Annotated in this window: 20 protein-coding genes; 9 read left to right on the forward strand and 11 right to left on the reverse strand. The window is 73.8% G+C overall.

The genetic code is table 11. The annotated features are described in order from the left end of the window. Window positions 1-113 precede the first annotated feature (113 nt). Entirely contained in the window at window positions 114-905 is a 792-nt protein-coding gene (locus ACIA5A_RS18365; RefSeq protein ID WP_396763315.1) for a GntR family transcriptional regulator, read from the forward strand. 105 nt (window positions 906-1,010) lie between these two features. Here ACIA5A_RS18365 and mshC read toward each other — a convergent pair whose 3' ends face one another. The 4 genes from mshC to ACIA5A_RS18385 form a co-directional block, all read right to left on the reverse strand. Continuing rightward, a complete protein-coding gene (gene mshC / locus ACIA5A_RS18370; RefSeq protein ID WP_396763318.1) occupies window positions 1,011-2,249 on the reverse strand; it encodes a cysteine--1-D-myo-inosityl 2-amino-2-deoxy-alpha-D-glucopyranoside ligase in 1,239 nt (412 codons plus the stop codon). A gap of 67 nt (window positions 2,250-2,316) precedes the next feature. Further along, window positions 2,317-3,135 carry an SCO1664 family protein gene (locus ACIA5A_RS18375; RefSeq protein WP_396763321.1) on the reverse strand — a complete coding sequence of 273 codons (819 nt, stop codon included), beginning with the start codon at window positions 3,133-3,135 and terminating at the stop codon, window positions 2,317-2,319. Beyond that, window positions 3,132-3,722 carry a DUF3090 domain-containing protein gene (locus ACIA5A_RS18380; protein WP_181568112.1) on the reverse strand — a complete coding sequence of 197 codons (591 nt, stop codon included), beginning with the start codon at window positions 3,720-3,722 and terminating at the stop codon, window positions 3,132-3,134. Before ACIA5A_RS18380 ends, ACIA5A_RS18375 begins: the two co-directional genes overlap by 4 nt. A gap of 97 nt (window positions 3,723-3,819) precedes the next feature. Beyond that, window positions 3,820-4,536: an MSMEG_4193 family putative phosphomutase gene (locus ACIA5A_RS18385; RefSeq protein ID WP_396763324.1), complete on the reverse strand. Its 717-nt coding sequence runs from the start codon at window positions 4,534-4,536 to the stop codon at window positions 3,820-3,822. A gap of 750 nt (window positions 4,537-5,286) precedes the next feature. Between ACIA5A_RS18385 and ACIA5A_RS18390 the strand changes: the two genes are divergently transcribed. Further along, window positions 5,287-5,862 (forward strand): hypothetical protein, encoded by a 576-nt coding sequence (locus ACIA5A_RS18390; protein ID WP_396763327.1) that lies wholly within the window; start codon window positions 5,287-5,289, stop codon window positions 5,860-5,862. Window positions 5,863-5,922: 60 nt separating this feature from the next. Here the strand turns inward: ACIA5A_RS18390 and ACIA5A_RS18395 are convergent, their stop codons facing one another. Both ACIA5A_RS18395 and ACIA5A_RS18400 read right to left on the reverse strand, forming a co-directional pair. Next, entirely contained in the window at window positions 5,923-6,759 is an 837-nt protein-coding gene (locus ACIA5A_RS18395; protein WP_396763330.1) for an undecaprenyl-diphosphate phosphatase, read from the reverse strand. Then, on the reverse strand, window positions 6,756-7,808 hold the full coding sequence (locus tag ACIA5A_RS18400) for an LLM class F420-dependent oxidoreductase (protein ID WP_396763486.1): 1,053 nt from the start codon (window positions 7,806-7,808) through the stop codon (window positions 6,756-6,758). Before ACIA5A_RS18400 ends, ACIA5A_RS18395 begins: the two co-directional genes overlap by 4 nt. 164 nt (window positions 7,809-7,972) lie before the next feature. On the opposite strand from ACIA5A_RS18400, the gene ACIA5A_RS18405 reads away from it, so the two are divergent. Both ACIA5A_RS18405 and ACIA5A_RS18410 read left to right on the forward strand, forming a co-directional pair. Continuing rightward, complete coding sequence (locus tag ACIA5A_RS18405) at window positions 7,973-8,944, forward strand: aldo/keto reductase (protein ID WP_396763333.1); 972 nt, start codon at window positions 7,973-7,975, stop codon at window positions 8,942-8,944. Window positions 8,945-9,023: 79 nt separating this feature from the next. Continuing rightward, window positions 9,024-9,215: a DUF5703 family protein gene (locus ACIA5A_RS18410; protein WP_107155556.1), complete on the forward strand. Its 192-nt coding sequence runs from the start codon at window positions 9,024-9,026 to the stop codon at window positions 9,213-9,215. Between the two features lie 54 nt (window positions 9,216-9,269). On the opposite strand, the gene ACIA5A_RS18415 is transcribed toward ACIA5A_RS18410, so the two are convergent. After that, window positions 9,270-9,923 (reverse strand): hypothetical protein, encoded by a 654-nt coding sequence (locus ACIA5A_RS18415; RefSeq protein WP_396763337.1) that lies wholly within the window; start codon window positions 9,921-9,923, stop codon window positions 9,270-9,272. Window positions 9,924-9,983: 60 nt separating this feature from the next. After that, on the reverse strand, window positions 9,984-11,303 hold the full coding sequence (locus ACIA5A_RS18420; RefSeq protein ID WP_396763340.1) for a M20/M25/M40 family metallo-hydrolase: 1,320 nt from the start codon (window positions 11,301-11,303) through the stop codon (window positions 9,984-9,986). Window positions 11,304-11,432: 129 nt separating this feature from the next. Here ACIA5A_RS18420 and ACIA5A_RS18425 point away from each other — a divergent pair, with 129 nt between their 5' ends. The 3 genes from ACIA5A_RS18425 to ACIA5A_RS18435 are packed head-to-tail and all read left to right on the forward strand — an operon-like array spanning window position 11,433 to window position 13,342. Beyond that, complete coding sequence (locus ACIA5A_RS18425) at window positions 11,433-12,050, forward strand: hemerythrin domain-containing protein (protein WP_396763343.1); 618 nt, start codon at window positions 11,433-11,435, stop codon at window positions 12,048-12,050. Between the two features lie 49 nt (window positions 12,051-12,099). Beyond that, window positions 12,100-13,086, forward strand: a complete 987-nt coding sequence (locus tag ACIA5A_RS18430; protein ID WP_396763346.1) for a LysR substrate-binding domain-containing protein — start codon at window positions 12,100-12,102, stop codon at window positions 13,084-13,086. A gap of 19 nt (window positions 13,087-13,105) precedes the next feature. Continuing rightward, window positions 13,106-13,342: a hypothetical protein gene (locus ACIA5A_RS18435; RefSeq protein WP_396763349.1), complete on the forward strand. Its 237-nt coding sequence runs from the start codon at window positions 13,106-13,108 to the stop codon at window positions 13,340-13,342. Between the two features lie 45 nt (window positions 13,343-13,387). On the opposite strand, the gene ACIA5A_RS18440 is transcribed toward ACIA5A_RS18435, so the two are convergent. The 3 genes from ACIA5A_RS18440 to ACIA5A_RS18450 are packed head-to-tail and all read right to left on the reverse strand — an operon-like array spanning window position 13,388 to window position 16,521. Beyond that, complete coding sequence (locus tag ACIA5A_RS18440; protein ID WP_396763352.1) at window positions 13,388-13,738, reverse strand: DUF3140 domain-containing protein; 351 nt, start codon at window positions 13,736-13,738, stop codon at window positions 13,388-13,390. Continuing rightward, entirely contained in the window at window positions 13,738-13,911 is a 174-nt protein-coding gene (locus tag ACIA5A_RS18445; RefSeq protein WP_181568101.1) for a hypothetical protein, read from the reverse strand. Before ACIA5A_RS18445 ends, ACIA5A_RS18440 begins: the two co-directional genes overlap by 1 nt. 60 nt (window positions 13,912-13,971) lie before the next feature. Beyond that, on the reverse strand, window positions 13,972-16,521 hold the full coding sequence (locus tag ACIA5A_RS18450) for an ATP-dependent Clp protease ATP-binding subunit (RefSeq protein WP_396763355.1): 2,550 nt from the start codon (window positions 16,519-16,521) through the stop codon (window positions 13,972-13,974). Between the two features lie 114 nt (window positions 16,522-16,635). On the opposite strand from ACIA5A_RS18450, the gene ACIA5A_RS18455 reads away from it, so the two are divergent. Together ACIA5A_RS18455 and ACIA5A_RS18460 are read left to right on the forward strand one after the other, a co-directional pair. Continuing rightward, the gene (locus tag ACIA5A_RS18455) at window positions 16,636-17,013 is read left to right on the forward strand and encodes a hypothetical protein (RefSeq protein ID WP_396763358.1); all 378 of its coding nucleotides are present in this window, start codon (window positions 16,636-16,638) and stop codon (window positions 17,011-17,013) included. Between the two features lie 183 nt (window positions 17,014-17,196). Beyond that, a complete protein-coding gene (locus ACIA5A_RS18460) occupies window positions 17,197-17,457 on the forward strand; it encodes a hypothetical protein (protein ID WP_030504016.1) in 261 nt (86 codons plus the stop codon). Window positions 17,458-17,462: the final 5 nt, after the last annotated feature.

A 17,462-nucleotide genomic window follows, 5' to 3' on the forward strand; every position in this document is an offset into this window, starting at 1 on the left:
GTTTCCCCCGAAGCCGGGCCCCCTTCGTCGGGGCCCGGCTTCTTCGTGTCCGGGGTGGCGCGGTCACCTCCCGTAGGGCATCCTAGGAACCTAGCTGTCATGAGGAGGCGGGCATGCAGATCAACCCGGGGGCGGCCGAGTTCCCGCACCGGCAGATCGCCGCGCAGCTCAAGGCCCAGGTGCGCCGCGGCGACTGGGGCCCCGGCGAGCGGCTGCCGTCCATCCCGGCCATCGCCGAGATGTTCGGCGTCGCCAAGCAGACCGTCCAACGCGCCGTCGACCAGCTCCGGGTCGAGGGCATCCTGATCACCAAACCCGGCTCCGGTACGTACGTCCGGGGCACCCGCCGCCGGCTCAACCGCCTCTCCCGGGGCCGGTACGGCGGCTTCCGCGGTTACCACACGGACCTGGCCGCCCGGTACCGCCAACAGCTCGTCTCGGTCGGCCGCGCCGCCGCCCCGGCCGAGGTCGCCGACGCGTTCGGCGTTCCCGACGGCACCGAGCTGCTCTGCCGGCGGCACCTGGTCCGCACCGACGACTCCCCGGTCGAGGTCGGTGCCTCCTGGTTCCTGCCCGCCGACACCGCAGGCACCTCGCTGGAGCGGGCCGAGGCGTTCGGCCGGCCGCTCTACCAGGAGGCCGAGGAGGCCACCGGCCGGCGGTACGCCACCGCGACGGACACGATAAGCGCCCGCCAGCCCAGCCGGGATGAGGCGGAGATCCTGCAGATCCGCCCGGACACCCCGGTGCTGCACCTGCTGCACGTCGCGTACGACGAGCGGCACAAGCCGATCGAGGTCGCCCAGGCCACCTGGCCGGGCCCGATGACCACCCTCACCGAGGAGTACAAGATCCCCGCGCCGGCTCCCGAGCAGGACCCAGACCCGGGCCTGGTCCTGGGCTGAGCGCCTTGTGTGCCCGCGGCCCTGACCGGTCTGCCGGCCCGCTCAACGGGCAGGTGTTGAGCGGGGCCCCCTCCTCTACGGAATGCGTCAAGAGGGGGCCCCTCCTTACAGCCGGATGCCGAGCAGGGCGTCCAGGGTGTCGGCGAACAGGCGCGGCGCGTCGGCGTCGGAGGCGTCGCCGGCCAGGGTGCGCTCGGCCCAGGCGTCGGCCACCGCCAACGCGCCGGGCGTGTCGAGGTCGTCGGCGAGCCGGTCGCGTACCCCGGCCAGCAACGCCTCGCCGGAAGGGCCGGCGGGCGCGGCGGCGGCCCGGCGCCAGCGGGCCAGCCGCTCCAACGCCTCGGCGAGCAGCTCGTCGGTCCAGGACCTGTCGCTGCGGTAGTGGCCGGCGAGCAGCGCCAGCCGCACGGCCATCGGGTCGACCCGGTCGGCCCGCAGCCGGGAGACGAAGACCAGGTTCCCCTTGGACTTGGACATCTTCTCGCCGTCCAGGCCGATCATGCCGGCGTGCACGTAGTGGTCGGCGAACGGCGTCTCGCCGGTCAGCCGCTCGGCGTGCGCGGCGGAGCACTCGTGGTGCGGGAAGATCAGGTCGTTGCCGCCGCCCTGCACCGAGATGCGGTCGCCGAGCAGGTTCAGCGCGATGACCGTGCACTCGATGTGCCAGCCCGGGCGGCCCGGGCCCAACTCGCCGCCCGGCCAGGACGGCTCGCCCTCGCGGGCGCCGCGCCACAGCAGCGGGTCGAGCGGGTCCCGCTTGCCGGCGCGGTCCGGGTCGCCGCCGCGCTCCGGGAAGATCTCCAGCATCTCGGCACGGGACATGTTGGACTCGTAGCCGAACGCGGGCGCGGCGGAGACGTCGAAGTAGACGTCTCCGGTGCCGTCGTCGAGCCGGTACGCCGCGCCGTCCTTGAGCAGCACGAGCACCTTGTCGGCGATGTCCGGGATCGACTCGACCGCGCCGACGTAGTGCGCCGGCGGGATCATCCGCAGCGCCTCCATGTCCTCGCGGAACAGCGCGGTCTCCCGCATGGCCAGGACCTTCCAGTCCTCGCCGTCGCGCTCGGCGCGCTCCAGCAGCGGGTCGTCGATGTCCGTCACGTTCTGCACGTAGCGCACGGTCAGGCCGGCGTCGCGCCACATCCGCTGCACCAGGTCGAAAGTGATCATGGTGGCGGCGTGCCCGAGATGGGTGGCGTCGTACGGGGTGATGCCGCAGACGTACATCGAGGCGACGCCGTCGGGCCGGGACGGGTGCGGGCCCTGCCGCGCCGAGTCGTACAACCTCAGTGGCACGCCCTCGCCCGGCAGCCGTGGCACCTCGTGTCCCGCCCAAGACTCCATGACCGCCAGCCTAACGATCCGTCAGGCGCGCCGGAGCCGGCCCACGGGTGATCAACGCGACAGCGGCTCACATGGGTGGCCAGGGCATCGCCGGCCACTCCTCCGGGGGCAGCGGGAACCGGCAGGTGTCGCGCAGCAGGTCCACCCGGGCCGCCACCGCCCTGACCTCACCGAGGGTGAGGTGCTCGGCCAACTCCTCGCCGAGCGCGCCGTCGAGGCGGGCGGCCAGCCCGTCGAGCATCTCGACCGCGTCCGGCGGGAGGCGGCGGCCGGCCCAGCCCCAGAGCACGGTGCGCAGCTTCTCCTCCACGTGGAAGCTGACCCCGTGGTCCACCCCGTAGATGCGGTCGTCCGCGCCGACGAGCACGTGCCCGCCCTTGCGGTCGGCGTTGTTGATCACCGCGTCCAGGACGGCCAACCGGGCCAGCCGCGGGTCGTCGGCGTGCGCCAGCGCGTACGCCGCGCCGTCGTCGTCGCGCGCCGCGGCGACCGGGAACCAGCGCGGCGGCACCGCCTCGGCGGGCACGAAGCCGACAAGCGGCTCGGCGTCGGCCGGCTCGTCGATCCAGAGCTGGCAGGAGCCGGGGCCGAACGGGCCGTCCCGCAGCACTGTCGGCGGCACCAGGTCCCACCCGGTGGCCCGGGAGACCAAATAGGCGGCGACCTCGCGGCCGGCCAGCGTGCCGTCCGGGAAGTCCCAGAGCGGGCGCTCGCCGCGCACCGGCTTGTAGACGCAGTGCGCGCTCACCTCACCGAGGGCGATGACGGCACGCAACGTCGCGTTCGAGGCGTCGACGAGCCGCCCCTCCAGGGTGAGCTCACCGTCGGCGAGCAACCGCAGCGCCTCGGCGCCGTCCTGTCGGGGCTGCAGTTCCGACGAGGTCACCGGTGATAGCCGTTGTGCCGGGGGCAGAGGTGGCCGGCCGGGTCGAGCGGCTGGCCGCAGAGCGGGCAGGGCGGCCGGCCGGCGTTGACGACCCGCTTGGCGCGCTCGATGAACTCCCGGGTCGCCTCCGGGGTCAGCCGCACCCGGAGCCGGTCGAGGTCGTCGTCCGGCTCGTCCGGCTCCTCGTCGATCTCCACCTCGTCGTCGTCCGCGTCACCCAGCTCGACCTCGACCTCCGCCTCGCCCACGGCGATCGCCTCGATCACCACGGTGGCGGTGTCCACGTCGAAGGCCAGGCCCAACGTGCCGACCCGGAACTCCTCGTCGACCGGGGTGTCCAGCGGCTCGTTGTCGCCCAGCGCGATCGGCGCCGACTCCGGCAGCTTCACCCCGAACCGGCGTTGCGCCTCGGTGAGCAACTCCTCCAGCTTCTCGGCGAGCAGCGACACCTGGACCTTCTCCAGCGCGACGCTGACCAGCCGGCCGCCGCCACGCGCCTGGAGGAAGAACGTGCGCTCCCCCGGCGGGCCGACCGTTCCGGCGACGAACCGCTCCGGCGGCTCGAACGCGTGCACCTGGTGCGTCATACCCACGACCCTATCCGGCGCGCGGAAACACCGCGCAGCCCACCGACGCCGAATCCGCCCAGAGCGCAACGTGCCGCGCCGGGCCCGCCGCACGCGGTCACGACGTCCCCGCCCCCGCGCCACCGCCGACCGCCGCGTCCGACTCGGCGGCGCGCGCCGGCCGCCGTCGCCGCTTGCGCGGCGGCGGGACCAGCGCCGACAGGTCGCCGCCGGTGTCGTTGAGCCGGACCAGGAACGGCCGCAGCGGCGTGTAGCGGATCGCCGTCACCGACGCCGGGTCGGCCACGATCCGTTGGAAGAGATCCAGGTGTACGCCGAGCGCGTCGGCCACGATCGCCTTGATCACGTCGCCGTGGCTGCACGCCAGCCAGACCGCCTCCGGCCCGTGCTCGGCGGTGACCCGCGCGTCCCACGCCCGCACCGCGGCGACCGCCCGCGCGGACATCGCCGCCATCGACTCCCCCTCCGGGAAGGCGGCGGCGCTGGGATGCTGCTGGACGACCGGCCAGAGCGGCTCCTTGGCCAGCTTCTTGAGCGCCTGCCCCTCCCAGGCGCCGTAGCCGCACTCGATCAGCCCGTCCTCGACCACCGGTTCGGCCTGCGGCAACGCCAGCTCCAGGGTCTGCCGGCAGCGGATCAGCGGGCTGGTCACCACCGCGGCGAGCGGCAGCCCGGCGAGCCGGCCGCCGACCGCGGTCGCCTGGGCCCGCCCGGTGTCGTCCAGCTCGACCGGTTGCCGCCCGGCCAGCCCACCGTCGGCGTTCGCGGTGGTCCGGCCGTGTCGCAGAAGCAGAAGGGTCGCCACGCCCACCACCCTAGGCCGTGCCACCTCGCGCGACCGGCCCCCACCACCACAGCCCCGCCCGCACTCCCCCGCCCCCACCCCACCGCCTCGACCGGCTCCGTCGCCCGGAGTAGTTGACCATGAAGCGAGCCGCCAAAAATCGGACATCATCCACCGCCAACTTCATGATCGACCGAGTCGGGCGTCCGGTGCGGGGCGCATGTGCCGCACGAGACGCCCACGGAAGCCGACGAGTCCGCCCACCCTGCGCGAGCGGCAAGGACCAACGGCCACCCACCCACCGATCCGCCGATCGTGCACTTTCGGCCCGCCCATAGCGGAATGATTCGGGCGTTTGCAGGGCCGCGAGTGCAAGATCGGCGGAGGCGCGGGGCGGGGGCGGGAGGGTAGGGGCGGGACGGCAGGGCGAGGGTGGGGACTTCTTTCCTTCCACCGCTGGCCCCGGCCGACCTGAACCGCACAACCCACGCATCACATACCCCGGGTGGGCGGTATGTCCGGTGCGGAGGTGGTCGGGGACACCCGCCGGGTGGAATGGGTCCGGGGGCGGGGGCGTTATACCCGGTGCACGGCTGAGCAGCGGAAACACCCGCCACCGGATCCTGGATCCGGGGAATGACGGTGGGGCGCCGGTCGTTGCACATGGTTCCGCCGCCACGACGAGGCCCCCGCCCCGTGAGCCGACGGAGTCCCCCGCGAGAGCGCCTGACGGTGCTCGCACACCCCCCGGTGTGTCGAACCCCCGAATGGAGCCCCCCCATGAACACCATGCTGCGCAAGAGCATTCTCGGTATCGCCGGTCTGACCGTCGCCGGTGGCCTGGCCGCCGGCCCGCTCAACCACCAGGACGGCACCCCGACCGCCCGCGACGTGGCGGTCACCGCGCAGGCCGATCCCGCCGCGCTCGTCCCGCACGGCGTGCAGGGCGCGCAGTCTCGCATCGACCTCAACGACGAGCAGACCGCCAACGTGAAGGCGATCGTCGCCGCCACCAAGAAGGCCGGCATGGACGAGCGCGCCGCGGTCGTCTCGATCGCCACCAGCCTGCAGGAGTCGAAGCTGGAGAACCTCGGCCACCTCGGCGACCGCAACGACCACGACTCGCTGGGCCTGTTCCAGCAGCGCCCGTCCAGTGGTTGGGGCACGCCGGAGCAGATCACCGACCCCGAGTACTCCACGCTCGCGTTCCTCAAGGGCCTCAAGCAGGTCGACGGCTGGCAGGACATGCCGCTGACCCAGGCCGCGCAGACCGTTCAGGTCAGCGCGTACCCGGACGCGTACGCGCAGTGGGAGCAGCAGGCCGCCGACCTGGTCGCCCAGCACTGGAACAGCTGACCGACCGCGCGAAGGCCGGCACCCCGTGACGGGGTGCCGGCCTTCGTCGTGTCGCCGGGATCAGGTGGCGCTGATCGTGCCGGTGAGCAGCAGGCAGAGCACCAGCGTGCCGAGCGCCACCCGGTAGAGCACGAACAGGTAGAGCGTGTGGTGCGCGACGTAGCGCAGCAGCCAGGCGATGGCCGCGTAGCCGATGGCGAACGCGATCACCGTGGCCACCACCATCTGTGCCACGCTCGGCGCGGCGGTGCCGGGCGCGGACGGCTCGAAGACGTCCGGCAGGCTGAACACGCCGGAGATCACGACGGCCGGGATGGCCAGCAGGAACGAGTAGCGCGCCGCCGTCTCCCGGGTCAGGTTGAGGAACAGGCCGACGGTGAGCGTGCCGCCCGAGCGGGAGACGCCGGGGATGAGCGCCATGGCCTGTCCCAGGCCCATCGCCACGCCGTCGCGCATCCGGAAGTTCTCCAGCGTGCGGGTCTGCCGTCCGAAGTACTCGGCGAACGCCAGCACCAGGGCGAAGAAGATCAGCGTGAACGAGATCAGGTAGAGGTTGCGGCCGGCGGTGCGGATCTGGTCCTTGAACAGCAGCCCCAGGATCCCGATCGGGATGGTGCCGACGATGACGTACCAGCCCATCCGGTAGTCGAGGCTGGACCGTACCGAGCGGTCGACCAGGCCCAGGCACCAGGTGCGGACGATCCGCCAGATATCCTTGAAGAAGTAGATCAGCACGGCGGCCTCGGTGCCGAGCTGGGTGACCGCGGTGAACGACGCGCCCGCGTCCCGGCCGAAGAAGATCGCCGACGTGATCCGCAGGTGGCCGGACGACGACACCGGCAGGAACTCCGTCAGCCCCTGGACGATGCCCAGGACGATGGCCTCGACCCAGGTCACTCGCCGACCCCGGACAGCTCCAGCGCCTCGGCCACGGTGCGCAGCGTCGCCACGCCGCTGTCCCGGTCCGCCACGAACAGCGACACCGACAGGGTGGTCACGCCCGAGGCGGCGTACTCCCGCATCCGCTCGGCGATGCGCTCCTTCGGGCCGAGCAGCGAGGTGCGGTCGATGAACTCCATCGGCACCGCGGCGGCCGCGTCGCGCTGCCGCTTGGCCAGGTAGAGCTCCTGGACCTCGCGGGCCGCGTCGCCGTAGCCCATCCGGGTGGCGAGCTGGTTGTAGAAGTTCTGCTTCCGGCTGCCCATCCCGCCCACGTAGAGCGCGGCGTACCAGCGGACCAGCTCGGCGCAGGTGGCGACGTCGTCGCCGACCACCACCGGCACCGACGGGACCACGTCGAAGCCGGCCAGGTCCTTGCCGGCGGCGGCCCGCCCGGCCCGGATCGCGGCGAGGTGCTCCTCGGCGAACTCCGGGGCGTAGAAGACGGCCAGCCAGCCGTCGGCGATCTCGCCGGCCAGCTCCAGGTTCTTCGGCCCGACGGCGGCCAGGTAGATCGGGATGTGCGCGCGCGGCGGGTGGAAGCTGAGCCGCAGCGCCTTGCCCGGGCCGTCCGGCAGCGGCAGCGTGTGGTGCTCGCCGTCGTACGCGACCTCCTTGCGAGCCACCGCGAGCTTGACGATGTCGACGTACTCCCGGGTGCGCGACAGCGGCTTGGCGAACCGGACGCCGTGCCAGCCCTCGGAGACCTGCGGGCCGGAGACGCCGAGGCCGAGCCGGAATCGGCCGCCGGAGAGCGTGTCGATTGTCGCGGCGGTCATCGCGGTCATCGCCGGGGTGCGCGCCGGGATCTGCATGACGGCGGAGCCGAGGTCGATCCGCTGCGTCTGCCCGGCCATCCAGGCGAGCATGCTCGGCGAGTCGGAGCCGTACGCCTCCGCGGCCCACACCACCGAGTAGCCGAGCCGGTCCGCCTCCTGGGCGAACGCCAGGTGGTCGGCGGGCGTGCTCCACGCCGTCTGGTATCCGAGGTTGAGCCCGAGTCGCACTGGTCCTCCCACCGTCCGCACCACAGGTCGCATCAGGTTACGCAATGCCGGTGCCGCCACCGACGACCGGCTCGCCCCGAACACGTCACACCGCTCTGCGCTCGCGCGGGAAGTTGACTACGGCGAGGATATCCGTGACGCCGGGATCGAAATAAGGTTCACCCATGCAACAGCGACCGCTCGGCCGAAGCGGGCTGGCGGTTTCGCGGCTCGCGCTCGGCACCATGACCTGGGGACGGGACACCGACGCCGACGACGCGGCCGCCCAGCTGAAGAGCTACCTCGACGCGGGCGGCAACCTCGTCGACACCGCCGACGTGTACGCCGACGGCGACGCCGAGTCGGTGATCGGCTCCCTGCTGGGCAGCCTGGTCGACCGCGACGACCTGCTCATCGCCACCAAGGCGGGGCTGCGGCCGGGCAGCGGACGCCGCCGCGACGGCTCCCGCGGGCACCTGCTGCGCACGCTTGACGCCTCGCTGCGCCGGCTCGGCACCGACCACGTCGACCTGTGGCAGGTGCACGGCTACGACCCGGACACCCCGCTGGAGGAGACGCTCACCGCGCTCGACCACGCCGTGTCCAGCGGCAGGGCGCGCTACGTCGGGGTGTCGAACTTCGCCGGCTGGCAGACCGCCCGGGCCGCCGCCTGGCAGGCCGCCTGGCCGGGGCGCGCGCCGGTGGTCGCCGCCCAGGTGGAGTACTCGCTGCTGGAACGCGGCATCGAGCGCGAGGTGTTGCCGGCCTGCGCCGGGATGGGGCTGGGCGTGCTGCCCTGGTCGCCGCTGGGCCGGGGGGTGCTCACCGGCAAGTACCGCAACGGCCGGCCGGCCGACTCGCGCGCGGTGTCGCCGCACTTCGAGCGCTTCGTCGGCACCTACCTGGAGCCGCGCTGCTCCAGCATCGTGGAGGCGGTGGCCATCGCCGCCGGCGGGCTCGGCGTGTCGCCGACGGAGGTGGCGCTGGCCTGGGTGCGGGACCGGCCCGGGGTGACCGCGCCGATCCTCGGCGCCCGCACGGTCGGGCAGCTCCTCGGCGCGCTCCAGGTGGAGCGGATGACCCTGCCGGACGAGATCGTCACGGCGTTGGACGACGTCTCCGCGGTGCCGGTCGGCTACCCGGAGCGTGACGGCTGAGCGGCCCTGCCCCGGCGACGCGATCCGGGTCACCGTCGGGGGGTGGCGAAGGGCCCGCGAGCTGGGCAGCATAGGAGCCATGGACTACGAATACGCGCCGCTGCGGTTGCCCTCGAACGTCGATCGGTTGACCGCCGCGGCGCAGCTGGCGATCCAGGCGGAGTTCTCCGGCTGGGAGTTGGCCCGGGTGCGGCTCTACCGGGACGGCACGCGGCAGGTGATGCTGCGCCGTCGCGTGGTGAACAAGCCGCAGCCGGGCCTGTCCTACTGACCGGAGTCCCGCCCCGGGGCCGCGCACGCGGTGCGGTCCCGGGGCGGACACGGCCTAGTGGGCGTGGTCGTGCTCCTCGTCCGATTCCAGGAACGGGTGCTCGTCGAGGCGGCCGACCAGCCGGTCGTCCACGGCCGGCTGGAACGGGCCCACCGGGTCGTCGTCGTCGAACGACTCCAGGTCGACGGGCGTGCCGACCTCGCTGACCATGACCACGCCGTCGAGCGGCTCCAGCTCGGGCACGTCGAGCGCGGAGAGCGAGCCGTCGCCGCTCTGCAGCAGCTCCAGCACCGCCTCGCCGACGCCCTCCACCGGCGCCGGCTCGTCCTCCTCGGGGGTGCCCTCCCGGCGGGCCGCCTCGGCCACCCGCAGCAGCGCGGCGATGCTGGGCACCCGGTAGTCGCGCCGCTGCCGCACCGAGATCACCCGGGGGTGCGGGTCGGTGGGCTCGCCGCCCTCGACCGCGCCGAAACGCTCGTCCGCCTCGTCCGGATCGATCGACTCGACGTCCCAGGGCGTCACCTCGCCGAACGCGTCGAGCAGCTGCTCGTCGTAGGCGAACGAGGCGTTGTTCAACGCGACGTACGCCTGCCAGACGGCGTCGTCGTCGATCCGGCCCTGGGCGGCCCGGACGGCGGCCAGGTGGGCACGGGCGGCGTCGATCACCCGCTCGAGGGCGGCGTCCAGCTCAGCGTGCTGGTCGGTCATGTGAGGCAGTCCCTTCGCGATGGGGGCAGGTCCGCGCCGACGGCGCCGCGGCGGGCGCGGTCAGCAGTTGCGGAGGAAGCGGTCGAGAACCCGCACGCCGAACTGTAGTCCGTCCAGCGGGACGCGCTCGTCGATGCCGTGGAACAGGCCGGAGAAATTGAGGTCGGCCGGCAGCCGCAGCGGCGCGAAGCCGAAGCAGCGGATGCCGAGCGGGGAGAACGCCTTGGCGTCGGTGCCGCCGGAGAGCATGTAGGGCACCGGGTGCGCCCCCGGGTCCTCGGCGCGCAGCGCGGCCGACATCTGGTCGACCAGGTCGCCGTCGAACGTGGTCTCCAGGGCCGGCTGGCGCTGGACGTACTCGATGGCGATGTCCGGGCCGACCAGCTCGCGCAGCTGCCGCTCCAGCTCCTCGCTCTGCCCGGGCAGGCTGCGGCAGTCGATGGTGGCGGTGGCCCGCCCCGGGATAACGTTGTCCTTGTAGCCGGCGGCCAGCCGGGTCGGGTTGGCGGTGTTGCGGACGGTCGCGCCGATGATGTTGGCGATCGGGCCGAGCTTGGCGATCGCGGTCTCCGGGTCGTCCGGGTCGATCTCGATGCCGAGCACGTCGGAGACCTCGGCCAGGAACGCCCGCACGGTGTCGGTCATGATCACCGGGAACCGGTGCCGGCCGATCCGGGCGACCGCCTCGGCGAGCGCGGTCACCGCGTTGTCGTCGTGCACCATCGAGCCGTGCCCGGGCCGGCCCTTGGCGTGCAGGCGCAGCCAGTCGATGCCCTTCTCGGCGGTCTCGATGAGGTAGAGCCGGCGGGACTCGTCGACGGAGTAGGAGAAGCCGCCGACCTCGCCGATGGCCTCGGTGCAGCCGTCGAAGAGTCCGCGGTGGCGCTGGGCGAGGAAGTGCGCGCCGTAGTCGCTGCCGGCCTCCTCGTCGGCGGTGAAGGCGAGCACCACGTCGCGGCGGGGCCGGACGCCGGTGCGCTGCCAGCCACGCACCACGGCGAGCACCATGGCGTCGAAGTCCTTCATGTCGATCGCGCCGCGCCCCCACAGGTAGCCGTCGCGGATCTCGCCGGAGAACGGGTGCACCGACCACTCGTCCGGGTCGGCGGGCACCACGTCGAGGTGGCCGTGCACGAGCAGCGCGTCGCGGCCCGGCTCGGTGCCGGGGATCCGGGCGACCAGGTTGGCCCGGCCGGGGGCGGACTCGTGGATCTCGGCGTCGACGCCGACCTCGGCGAGCTTCTCCGCGACGTACTCCGCGGCGCGCCGCTCGCCCGCGCTGGTGTCGTTGTCCCCGGTGTTGGTGGTGTCGATGCGCAGCAGGTCCCGGCAGAGGTCCACGACCTCGTCGGTGGGCTCGGGTGAGGCGGAGGTCGTCATCGGTTCCTTATACCAGCCGGACGGCCCGCGACGGCCGGCGCGGTGCGGCCCGGTTTCGCGCGGCGCGCGACCGGGTAACGCCGAACATCGATTCCGGCCACCCCTGCCGGCCCCCACGAGGAGGGCACCATGACCGTCCCCCTGCCGCCGCTCCCGCCCGCCGCCGACGACGCGTACCGGCCGGGTGGGCGGAGCCTGGCCGACCTCGTGGACGCCGAGCACCGCACCCTGCTGGAGCTGGCCGACCGGGTGACCGAGCCGGGGCTGGACCCGGCCGGCCGGCGCCGGGTGCTCGACGTGCTGACCGCGGCGGTGTCGCGGCACCTCTCCGCCGAGGAGCAGTATCTCTTCCCGGCCGCCCGCGCCGCGGTGCCGGAGAGCGGCGAGCTGGTCGCCCGGGAGATCGAGGCGGACGCCGCGCTGCTGACCGCGTTGAAGCGGTTGTCCGGCCCGGACGACGCGGTGGTCGCCGACGTGGCCGAGCGGGTCCGCCGGCACGTCAGCCGGGTCGCCGCGCTGGTCACGCCGCTGCGCGAGGTGGCCAGCGACGCCGAGCTGATCCGGTTGGGCAACCGGTGGGAGATCGCCGAGGAGGCGGCGCCGACCCGCCCGCACCCGGGCACCCCGGCCACCCCGCCCTGGAACAAGATCGTCGAGCCGGCGGTGGGGGTGCTGGACAAGGTGCGCGACGCGGTCACCGGGCGGCGCACCCGGCTGGCCGACCTGGAGCATCGCCGGGACGCCTGAGCCGATCCGCCCCTTCCCGGACACCCGTTCGTGGTCCTACCGTCACGTTATGAATCTGGAGCTGCGACACCTGCGGGTGGTCTGCGCGATCGCCGAGACGGGGAGCGTCACCAAGGCGGCCTCCCTGCTCGGCCTGGCCCAGCCGGCGCTGACCGCCCAGCTCCAGCGGATCGAGCGGGTGCTCGGCGGGCCGCTGTTCGAGCGGGACCGCCGGGGCGCCCGGCCCACCGCGCTGGGTGAGCTGGTGCTGGACCGGGCCCGGGTGCTGCTGCCGGCGATGAAGGGGCTGCAGGACGAGGCGGCCCGGCTGGCCGGCGCGGGCGACCCGCTGCGCCGCTACCGCTTCGGCGGGGTGAACAGCCCGATCCTGGGCCGGCTGGTGCACCGGCTCGCCGCCGAGCGCGCCGACGCGCAGATCACCACGTACGCGTCCTGGTCGGTGGACGAGCTGGCCCAGATGGTGGCCGGCGGCCGGCTCGACTTCGCGCTCACCGGCGTGTGCGGGGACGCCGCGCCGTCGCCGGTGTTCGGGCTGAGCTGGCGGGAGGTGGCCGTCGACCCGGTCTTCGTGCTGCTGCCGCAGACCCACCCGCTGGCCGGTCGGGACGAGGTCGACCTGGTCGACCTGCGGCGCGAGCAGTGGGTGGCGGCGCCGGGCGACGGCTGCTTCGGCGACTGCTTCGCCGCCGCCTGCGCGCGCGCCGGCTTCACCCCCCGCAAGGTGTACGAGGCCGACGTGCGGGCCGCGCTGGACCTGGTCGACGCGGGCACGGCGGTGGCGCTGTGCCAGGCCACCTTCCGGCCGGTGACCGGGCTGGTCACCCGCCGGCTGGCCGGCGCCCCGCTGCGCTGGCGGCTGCTGTTCGGCTGGCACCCGGACGCGCCGGCCGCGGCGGTAGCGGAGCCGGTGCTGGAGACGGCGGTGGCGGCGTACACCGACGCGCTGGCCAACCACCCGGACTATCTGGCCTGGCTGCTGGCCCACCCCGACTTCGGGGTGCAGCCGCACGGCGCGGGCGGGGTGCGAACCGCCTGAACGCGGGTATCTCGGCGGCATGACTGATCTGTATCCGGCCGCCGACGACCGGGAGCTGCTGCGTCGAGCGGCCACCGCGCACACCGCCGCCGCCGCCGACGTGGAAGCGTTCCTGCGCCGCCTGCCGGAGGTGCCGGACCCGGCCGACGTCACCGAGTACGCCGACCTGCTCAGCCGGGAGGAGCGGGCCCGGGCGGACCGGCAGGCCGCCGCCGACGCCGCCGGGCTGCGACTGCCCAGCATGGAGTCCGAGTAGGACGCCGGCGCCCGGGCACCCACCGCCCGGGCGCCGGCGTCGGGCTCAGCGTTCGACGAGCACGTCGTGGCCGAGGTCGAGCAGCGCGTGCCGCCACTCGTCGTCGGCGTTGCCCCGGCCCGGCTTCTCCGCGGTCAGCTCCCGGATCCGGCTGATCGCCTCCCGCATCACCTCGATGTCCTCCGGGGTGAGGTCGACCTTGCGCTTGCGCAGCACGGCGAGGATGTGCCGCCCGGGCTCGGGCAGGTCCAGGTCCGGGTCGGGGCCGAACGCCTCCTCCCCCGACCCGCGGGTCAGCAGCCACTGTCGTAGCTGCTCGGAGGGCACGTTCACCTCGGCGTGGAAGTCGTCCCAGATCACCTCGACCTCGGGGTCGAGTCGCGCCTCGCGTACCATCACGCCTCCTCTCCCGGCGGCGGCCCGGACTCCTCCGGATCGCCCTCGCCGTGCGGTGTCTGCTGGGTGAGACCTTCCGGCGGCACCCGGACCCGGGACGGGTTCGCCGTGGGCGCCGCCTCGATCGGTTCGCCGGCCGCGGTGTCCTCCCGGGTCTCCTCGGGTTCGGTCATGTCCGCCCTCCGATCCGTGCGCGGTGGGCCGGGCCGGCCCGCCGAGGGTGGCCGTACCGTTCATCGCGGATGGGACGTGGTGGCGGCCGTGTATCCGCGCTCACCGGCGGACACCTCGAAGACGAGCTGGTCGTCGCGGGCGTCCACGGTGACCTTCTGCCCCGGCGAGATCTCGTTCTCCAGCAGCATCCGGGACAGCCGGTTGTCGACCTCGCGCTGGATCACCCGGCGCAACGGGCGGGCCCCGAACTCCGGCTGGTAGCCGTGCTCGGCGAGCCAGTCGACGCCGGCGGTGCTGATCTCCACCTGGATGTCCTGGGCGTGCAGCCGGCGGCGGGTCTCCTCCAGCAGCAGGCCGGTGATCTCGCGCAACTGCTCGGCCTCCAGCCGCTGGAAGATGATGATCTCGTCGACCCGGTTGAGGAACTCGGGGCGGAAGTTCTCCTGCAGCCGGCGCATCAACCGTTCCCGCAGCTCGGTGGACTCCTGCTGGCCCGGCTCGCCGGTGGCGAAGCCGACCGTGCGCTGGGCCCCGGTGATCAGCTCCGAGCCGAGGTTGCTCGTCATGATCAGGACGGTGTTCTTGAAGTTCACGGTCCGGCCCTGGCTGTCGGTGAGCCGGCCGTCGTCGAGCACCTGGAGCAGGATGTTGAAGACGTCGGGATGCGCCTTCTCGATCTCGTCCAGCAGCACCACCGCGTACGGGCGGCGGCGGACCGCCTCGGTGAGCTGGCCGGCCTCCTCGTAGCCGACGTAGCCGGGCGGGGCGCCGACCAGCCGGCTGACGGTGTGCCGCTCCTGGAACTCGCTCATGTCCACCCGGACCATCCGGTCCGCCTCGCCGAACAGCGCCTCGGCGAGCGCCCGGGCCAGCTCGGTCTTGCCGACGCCGGTGGGGCCGAGGAACAGGAAGCTGCCCATCGGCCGGTTCGGGTCGGCCAGCCCGGTCCGCGAGCGGCGCACCGCCTCGGACACCGCGCCCACCGCGTCGTCCTGCCCGATCACCTTCTCGTGCAGGTGCCCCTCCAGGCGCAGCAGGCGGTCGCGTTCCTCCTCGGTGAGCTGGGTGACCGGGATGCCGGTGGCCCGGGACACCACCTCGGCGATCTCCTTCGTGCCGACCTCGGGCACGTGGTTGGGGCCCTCGTCGCCGCGGGCGCGGCGGATCTGGTCCTCCAGCTCGGCGAGCCGGTCGCGCAGCGAGGAGGCCCGCTCGTACTGCTCGTCGGAGACCGCCTGCTCCTTGTCCCGGCGCACCTCGTCGAGCTGCTGTTCCAGGTCGCGCACGTCGGAGGCGGGGGTGCGGGTGCGCAGCCGCACCCGGGCGCCGGCCTGGTCGATCAGGTCGATCGCCTTGTCCGGCAGGAACCTGTCGGTGACGTACCTGTCGGACAGCTCGGCGGCGGCGACCACCGCCTCGTCGGTGAACCGGACCTGGTGGTGCGCCTCGTAGCGGTCGCGCAGGCCGCGCAGGATGGCGACGGTGTCCTCGACGGTCGGCTCGGGCACCAGCACCGGCTGGAACCGGCGGGCCAGGGCGGCGTCCTTCTCGATGCTGCGCCGGTACTCGTCGAGCGTGGTCGCCCCGATCACCCGCAGCTCACCGCGGGCCAGCGCCGGCTTGAGCATGTTGGACGCGTCCATCCCGCCCTCGCTGCCCGCGCCGCCGGCGCCGACCAGGGTGTGGATCTCGTCCAGGAAGACGATCAGCTCGTCGCGGTGGGCGCGGATCTCGTCGATCACCTTCTTCAGGCGTTCCTCGAAGTCGCCCCGGTAGCGGGTGCCGGCGACCAGGCCGGCCAGGTCGAGCTGGACCACGCGCTTGCCGATGAGCGTCTGCGGCACGTCGCCGTCGCAGATCCGCTCGGCCAGCCCCTCCACGATGGCGGTCTTGCCGACGCCGGCCTCGCCGATCAGCACCGGGTTGTTCTTGGTCCGCCGGGACAGGATCTCCACCGCCTGCTCGATCTCGTCCGCCCGGCCGATCACCGGGTCGATCTGGTCCATCCGGGCCAGCTCGGTGAGGTCCTGCCCGTACTGGTCGAGGGTGGGCGTGCCGCGGTCCGGGCGCGGCCCGTTCGCCGCGCCCCGCTCGGCGCTGGCCGCCTGCAACGACTCCGGTTGGATCCGGCCGGCGGCGAGCATCCGGCCGGCCGGCGACTCCGGGTTCAGCGGCAGCGCCATCAGGATGTGCTCGGGTCCGATGTAGTTGGCGCCCATCGCCCGGGAGAGCTGGTGCGCGTCCAGCAGCGCCCGCTTCGCGGCCGGGGTGAGCGACAGGTTCGGCGGCACCTCGCCGCCCGGCGCGCCCTCCGCGCGCCCGCCGAGCGCGTTGACCAGCGCGTCCGGGTCGGCGCCGGCGCGCCGGACCAGGTCCCGCAGCGGCTCGCGCTGCAACGCGGCCCAGAGCAGGTGGTCGGTGTCCAGGTCGTTGCTGTGTTTCTGGGCGGCGCGCCGGGCCGCGTCGGCGAGCATCTCCCGGGCGTCCGCGGTCATCAGGCGGGTGATGTCGACGCGGTGGGCGGGCCGGCGCCCACCCTCGCCCCGACCGAAGTAGCGGGCCAGGAACTCGTCCCACGGGTCGTTGCCGAAGTCACCGGGTCCCATCATCTTCGTCCTCCGCAGTCGGTCGGCACGACCGGGACGCGACGGGGCGCGGCGCGGTCGGCGGTGGCTACCCGGCGGGATGCGCGACAAACGCGACACCGGTGGCAGGCTGGGGGCATGGAGAGCCGAGCGCTGCTTGTCGTCGATGGGGCGAACGTGGTCGGGTCGCGGCCGGACGGCTGGTGGCGGGACCGGGCCGGCGCGGCGGTGCGGCTGCGCGACGCGCTCGCGCCGCTGGCCGCCGCCGGCCTGCCCCCGGAGCTGCCACCGCCGGTGCAGGTGGTGCTGGTCGTGGAGGGCGCGGCCCGGCACGTCGCGCCGGCGCCCGACGTCGACGTGGTGTCCGCCGCCGGGTCCGGCGACGACACGGTGGTCGAGCTGGTCGCCGCCGCGGCGGACCGGCGCCGGGTGGTGGTCACCGCCGACCGGGAGCTGCGGGCCCGGGTGACCGCGCTGGGCGCGGAGGTACGCGGACCGCGCTGGCTGGGCCGCTGACGCCGGTCCCGTGGGCGGGACCCGGCCGTCCGCGGGTGGGACCGGCGGACCCGCCCAGGCGTGGTCTTCGCGCACGTCAGCGCCGTAACCGGACACCGGGGCAGGAACGACGCGTGGGTGGATGTTCGCCCAACCGTCGGGATGCGTTGTAATGGAGATCTCCCTTGCCCCCAGGAGGTCCCCGTGGCGAGCGTCGCCGAGCTGAAGGCCGCCATCGATGTCGCTCTCCAGCAGATCGGTGACGGCCAGACAGCGGTGCAGGCCGCCGGCGAGAAGTTGGCCGAGGCGCAGCAGACGCTTGCCGGCGCGCTGGAGGGCAGCGGCCACGAGACGGTCGAGGCGGCGCAGGCCTCGCTGACCCAGGCCAGCCAGGAGCTGGAGGAATGCCTCGCCGCGACACTGGTGGCGGTGGAGCAGGCGCAGCTCTACGTCGCGACGCTCTGAGGGGC

The sequence above is a fragment of the Micromonospora sp. NPDC051300 genome (genome assembly GCF_044455315.1).
In the GTDB taxonomy this organism is placed as follows: domain Bacteria; phylum Actinomycetota; class Actinomycetes; order Mycobacteriales; family Micromonosporaceae; genus Micromonospora; species Micromonospora robiginosa.

Excerpts from the sequence above, each read along its gene's own strand:
- ACIA5A_RS18390 (WP_396763327.1), top strand. The coding sequence starts at position 5,287 with ATGAACACCATGCTGCGCAAGAGCATTCTCGGTATCGCCGGTCTGACC.
- ACIA5A_RS18450 (WP_396763355.1), bottom strand. The coding sequence starts at position 16,521 with ATGATGGGACCCGGTGACTTCGGCAACGACCCGTGGGACGAGTTCCTG.
- ACIA5A_RS18440 (WP_396763352.1), bottom strand. The coding sequence starts at position 13,738 with ATGGTACGCGAGGCGCGACTCGACCCCGAGGTCGAGGTGATCTGGGAC.
- ACIA5A_RS18365 (WP_396763315.1), top strand. The coding sequence starts at position 114 with ATGCAGATCAACCCGGGGGCGGCCGAGTTCCCGCACCGGCAGATCGCC.
- ACIA5A_RS18415 (WP_396763337.1), bottom strand. The coding sequence starts at position 9,923 with ATGACCGACCAGCACGCTGAGCTGGACGCCGCCCTCGAGCGGGTGATC.
- ACIA5A_RS18445 (WP_181568101.1), bottom strand. The coding sequence starts at position 13,911 with ATGACCGAACCCGAGGAGACCCGGGAGGACACCGCGGCCGGCGAACCG.
- ACIA5A_RS18425 (WP_396763343.1), top strand. The coding sequence starts at position 11,433 with ATGACCGTCCCCCTGCCGCCGCTCCCGCCCGCCGCCGACGACGCGTAC.
- ACIA5A_RS18455 (WP_396763358.1), top strand. The coding sequence starts at position 16,636 with ATGGAGAGCCGAGCGCTGCTTGTCGTCGATGGGGCGAACGTGGTCGGG.
- ACIA5A_RS18435 (WP_396763349.1), top strand. The coding sequence starts at position 13,106 with ATGACTGATCTGTATCCGGCCGCCGACGACCGGGAGCTGCTGCGTCGA.
- mshC (WP_396763318.1), bottom strand. The coding sequence starts at position 2,249 with ATGGAGTCTTGGGCGGGACACGAGGTGCCACGGCTGCCGGGCGAGGGC.
- ACIA5A_RS18420 (WP_396763340.1), bottom strand. The coding sequence starts at position 11,303 with ATGACGACCTCCGCCTCACCCGAGCCCACCGACGAGGTCGTGGACCTC.
- ACIA5A_RS18380 (WP_181568112.1), bottom strand. The coding sequence starts at position 3,722 with ATGACGCACCAGGTGCACGCGTTCGAGCCGCCGGAGCGGTTCGTCGCC.
- ACIA5A_RS18405 (WP_396763333.1), top strand. The coding sequence starts at position 7,973 with ATGCAACAGCGACCGCTCGGCCGAAGCGGGCTGGCGGTTTCGCGGCTC.
- ACIA5A_RS18410 (WP_107155556.1), top strand. The coding sequence starts at position 9,024 with ATGGACTACGAATACGCGCCGCTGCGGTTGCCCTCGAACGTCGATCGG.
- ACIA5A_RS18430 (WP_396763346.1), top strand. The coding sequence starts at position 12,100 with ATGAATCTGGAGCTGCGACACCTGCGGGTGGTCTGCGCGATCGCCGAG.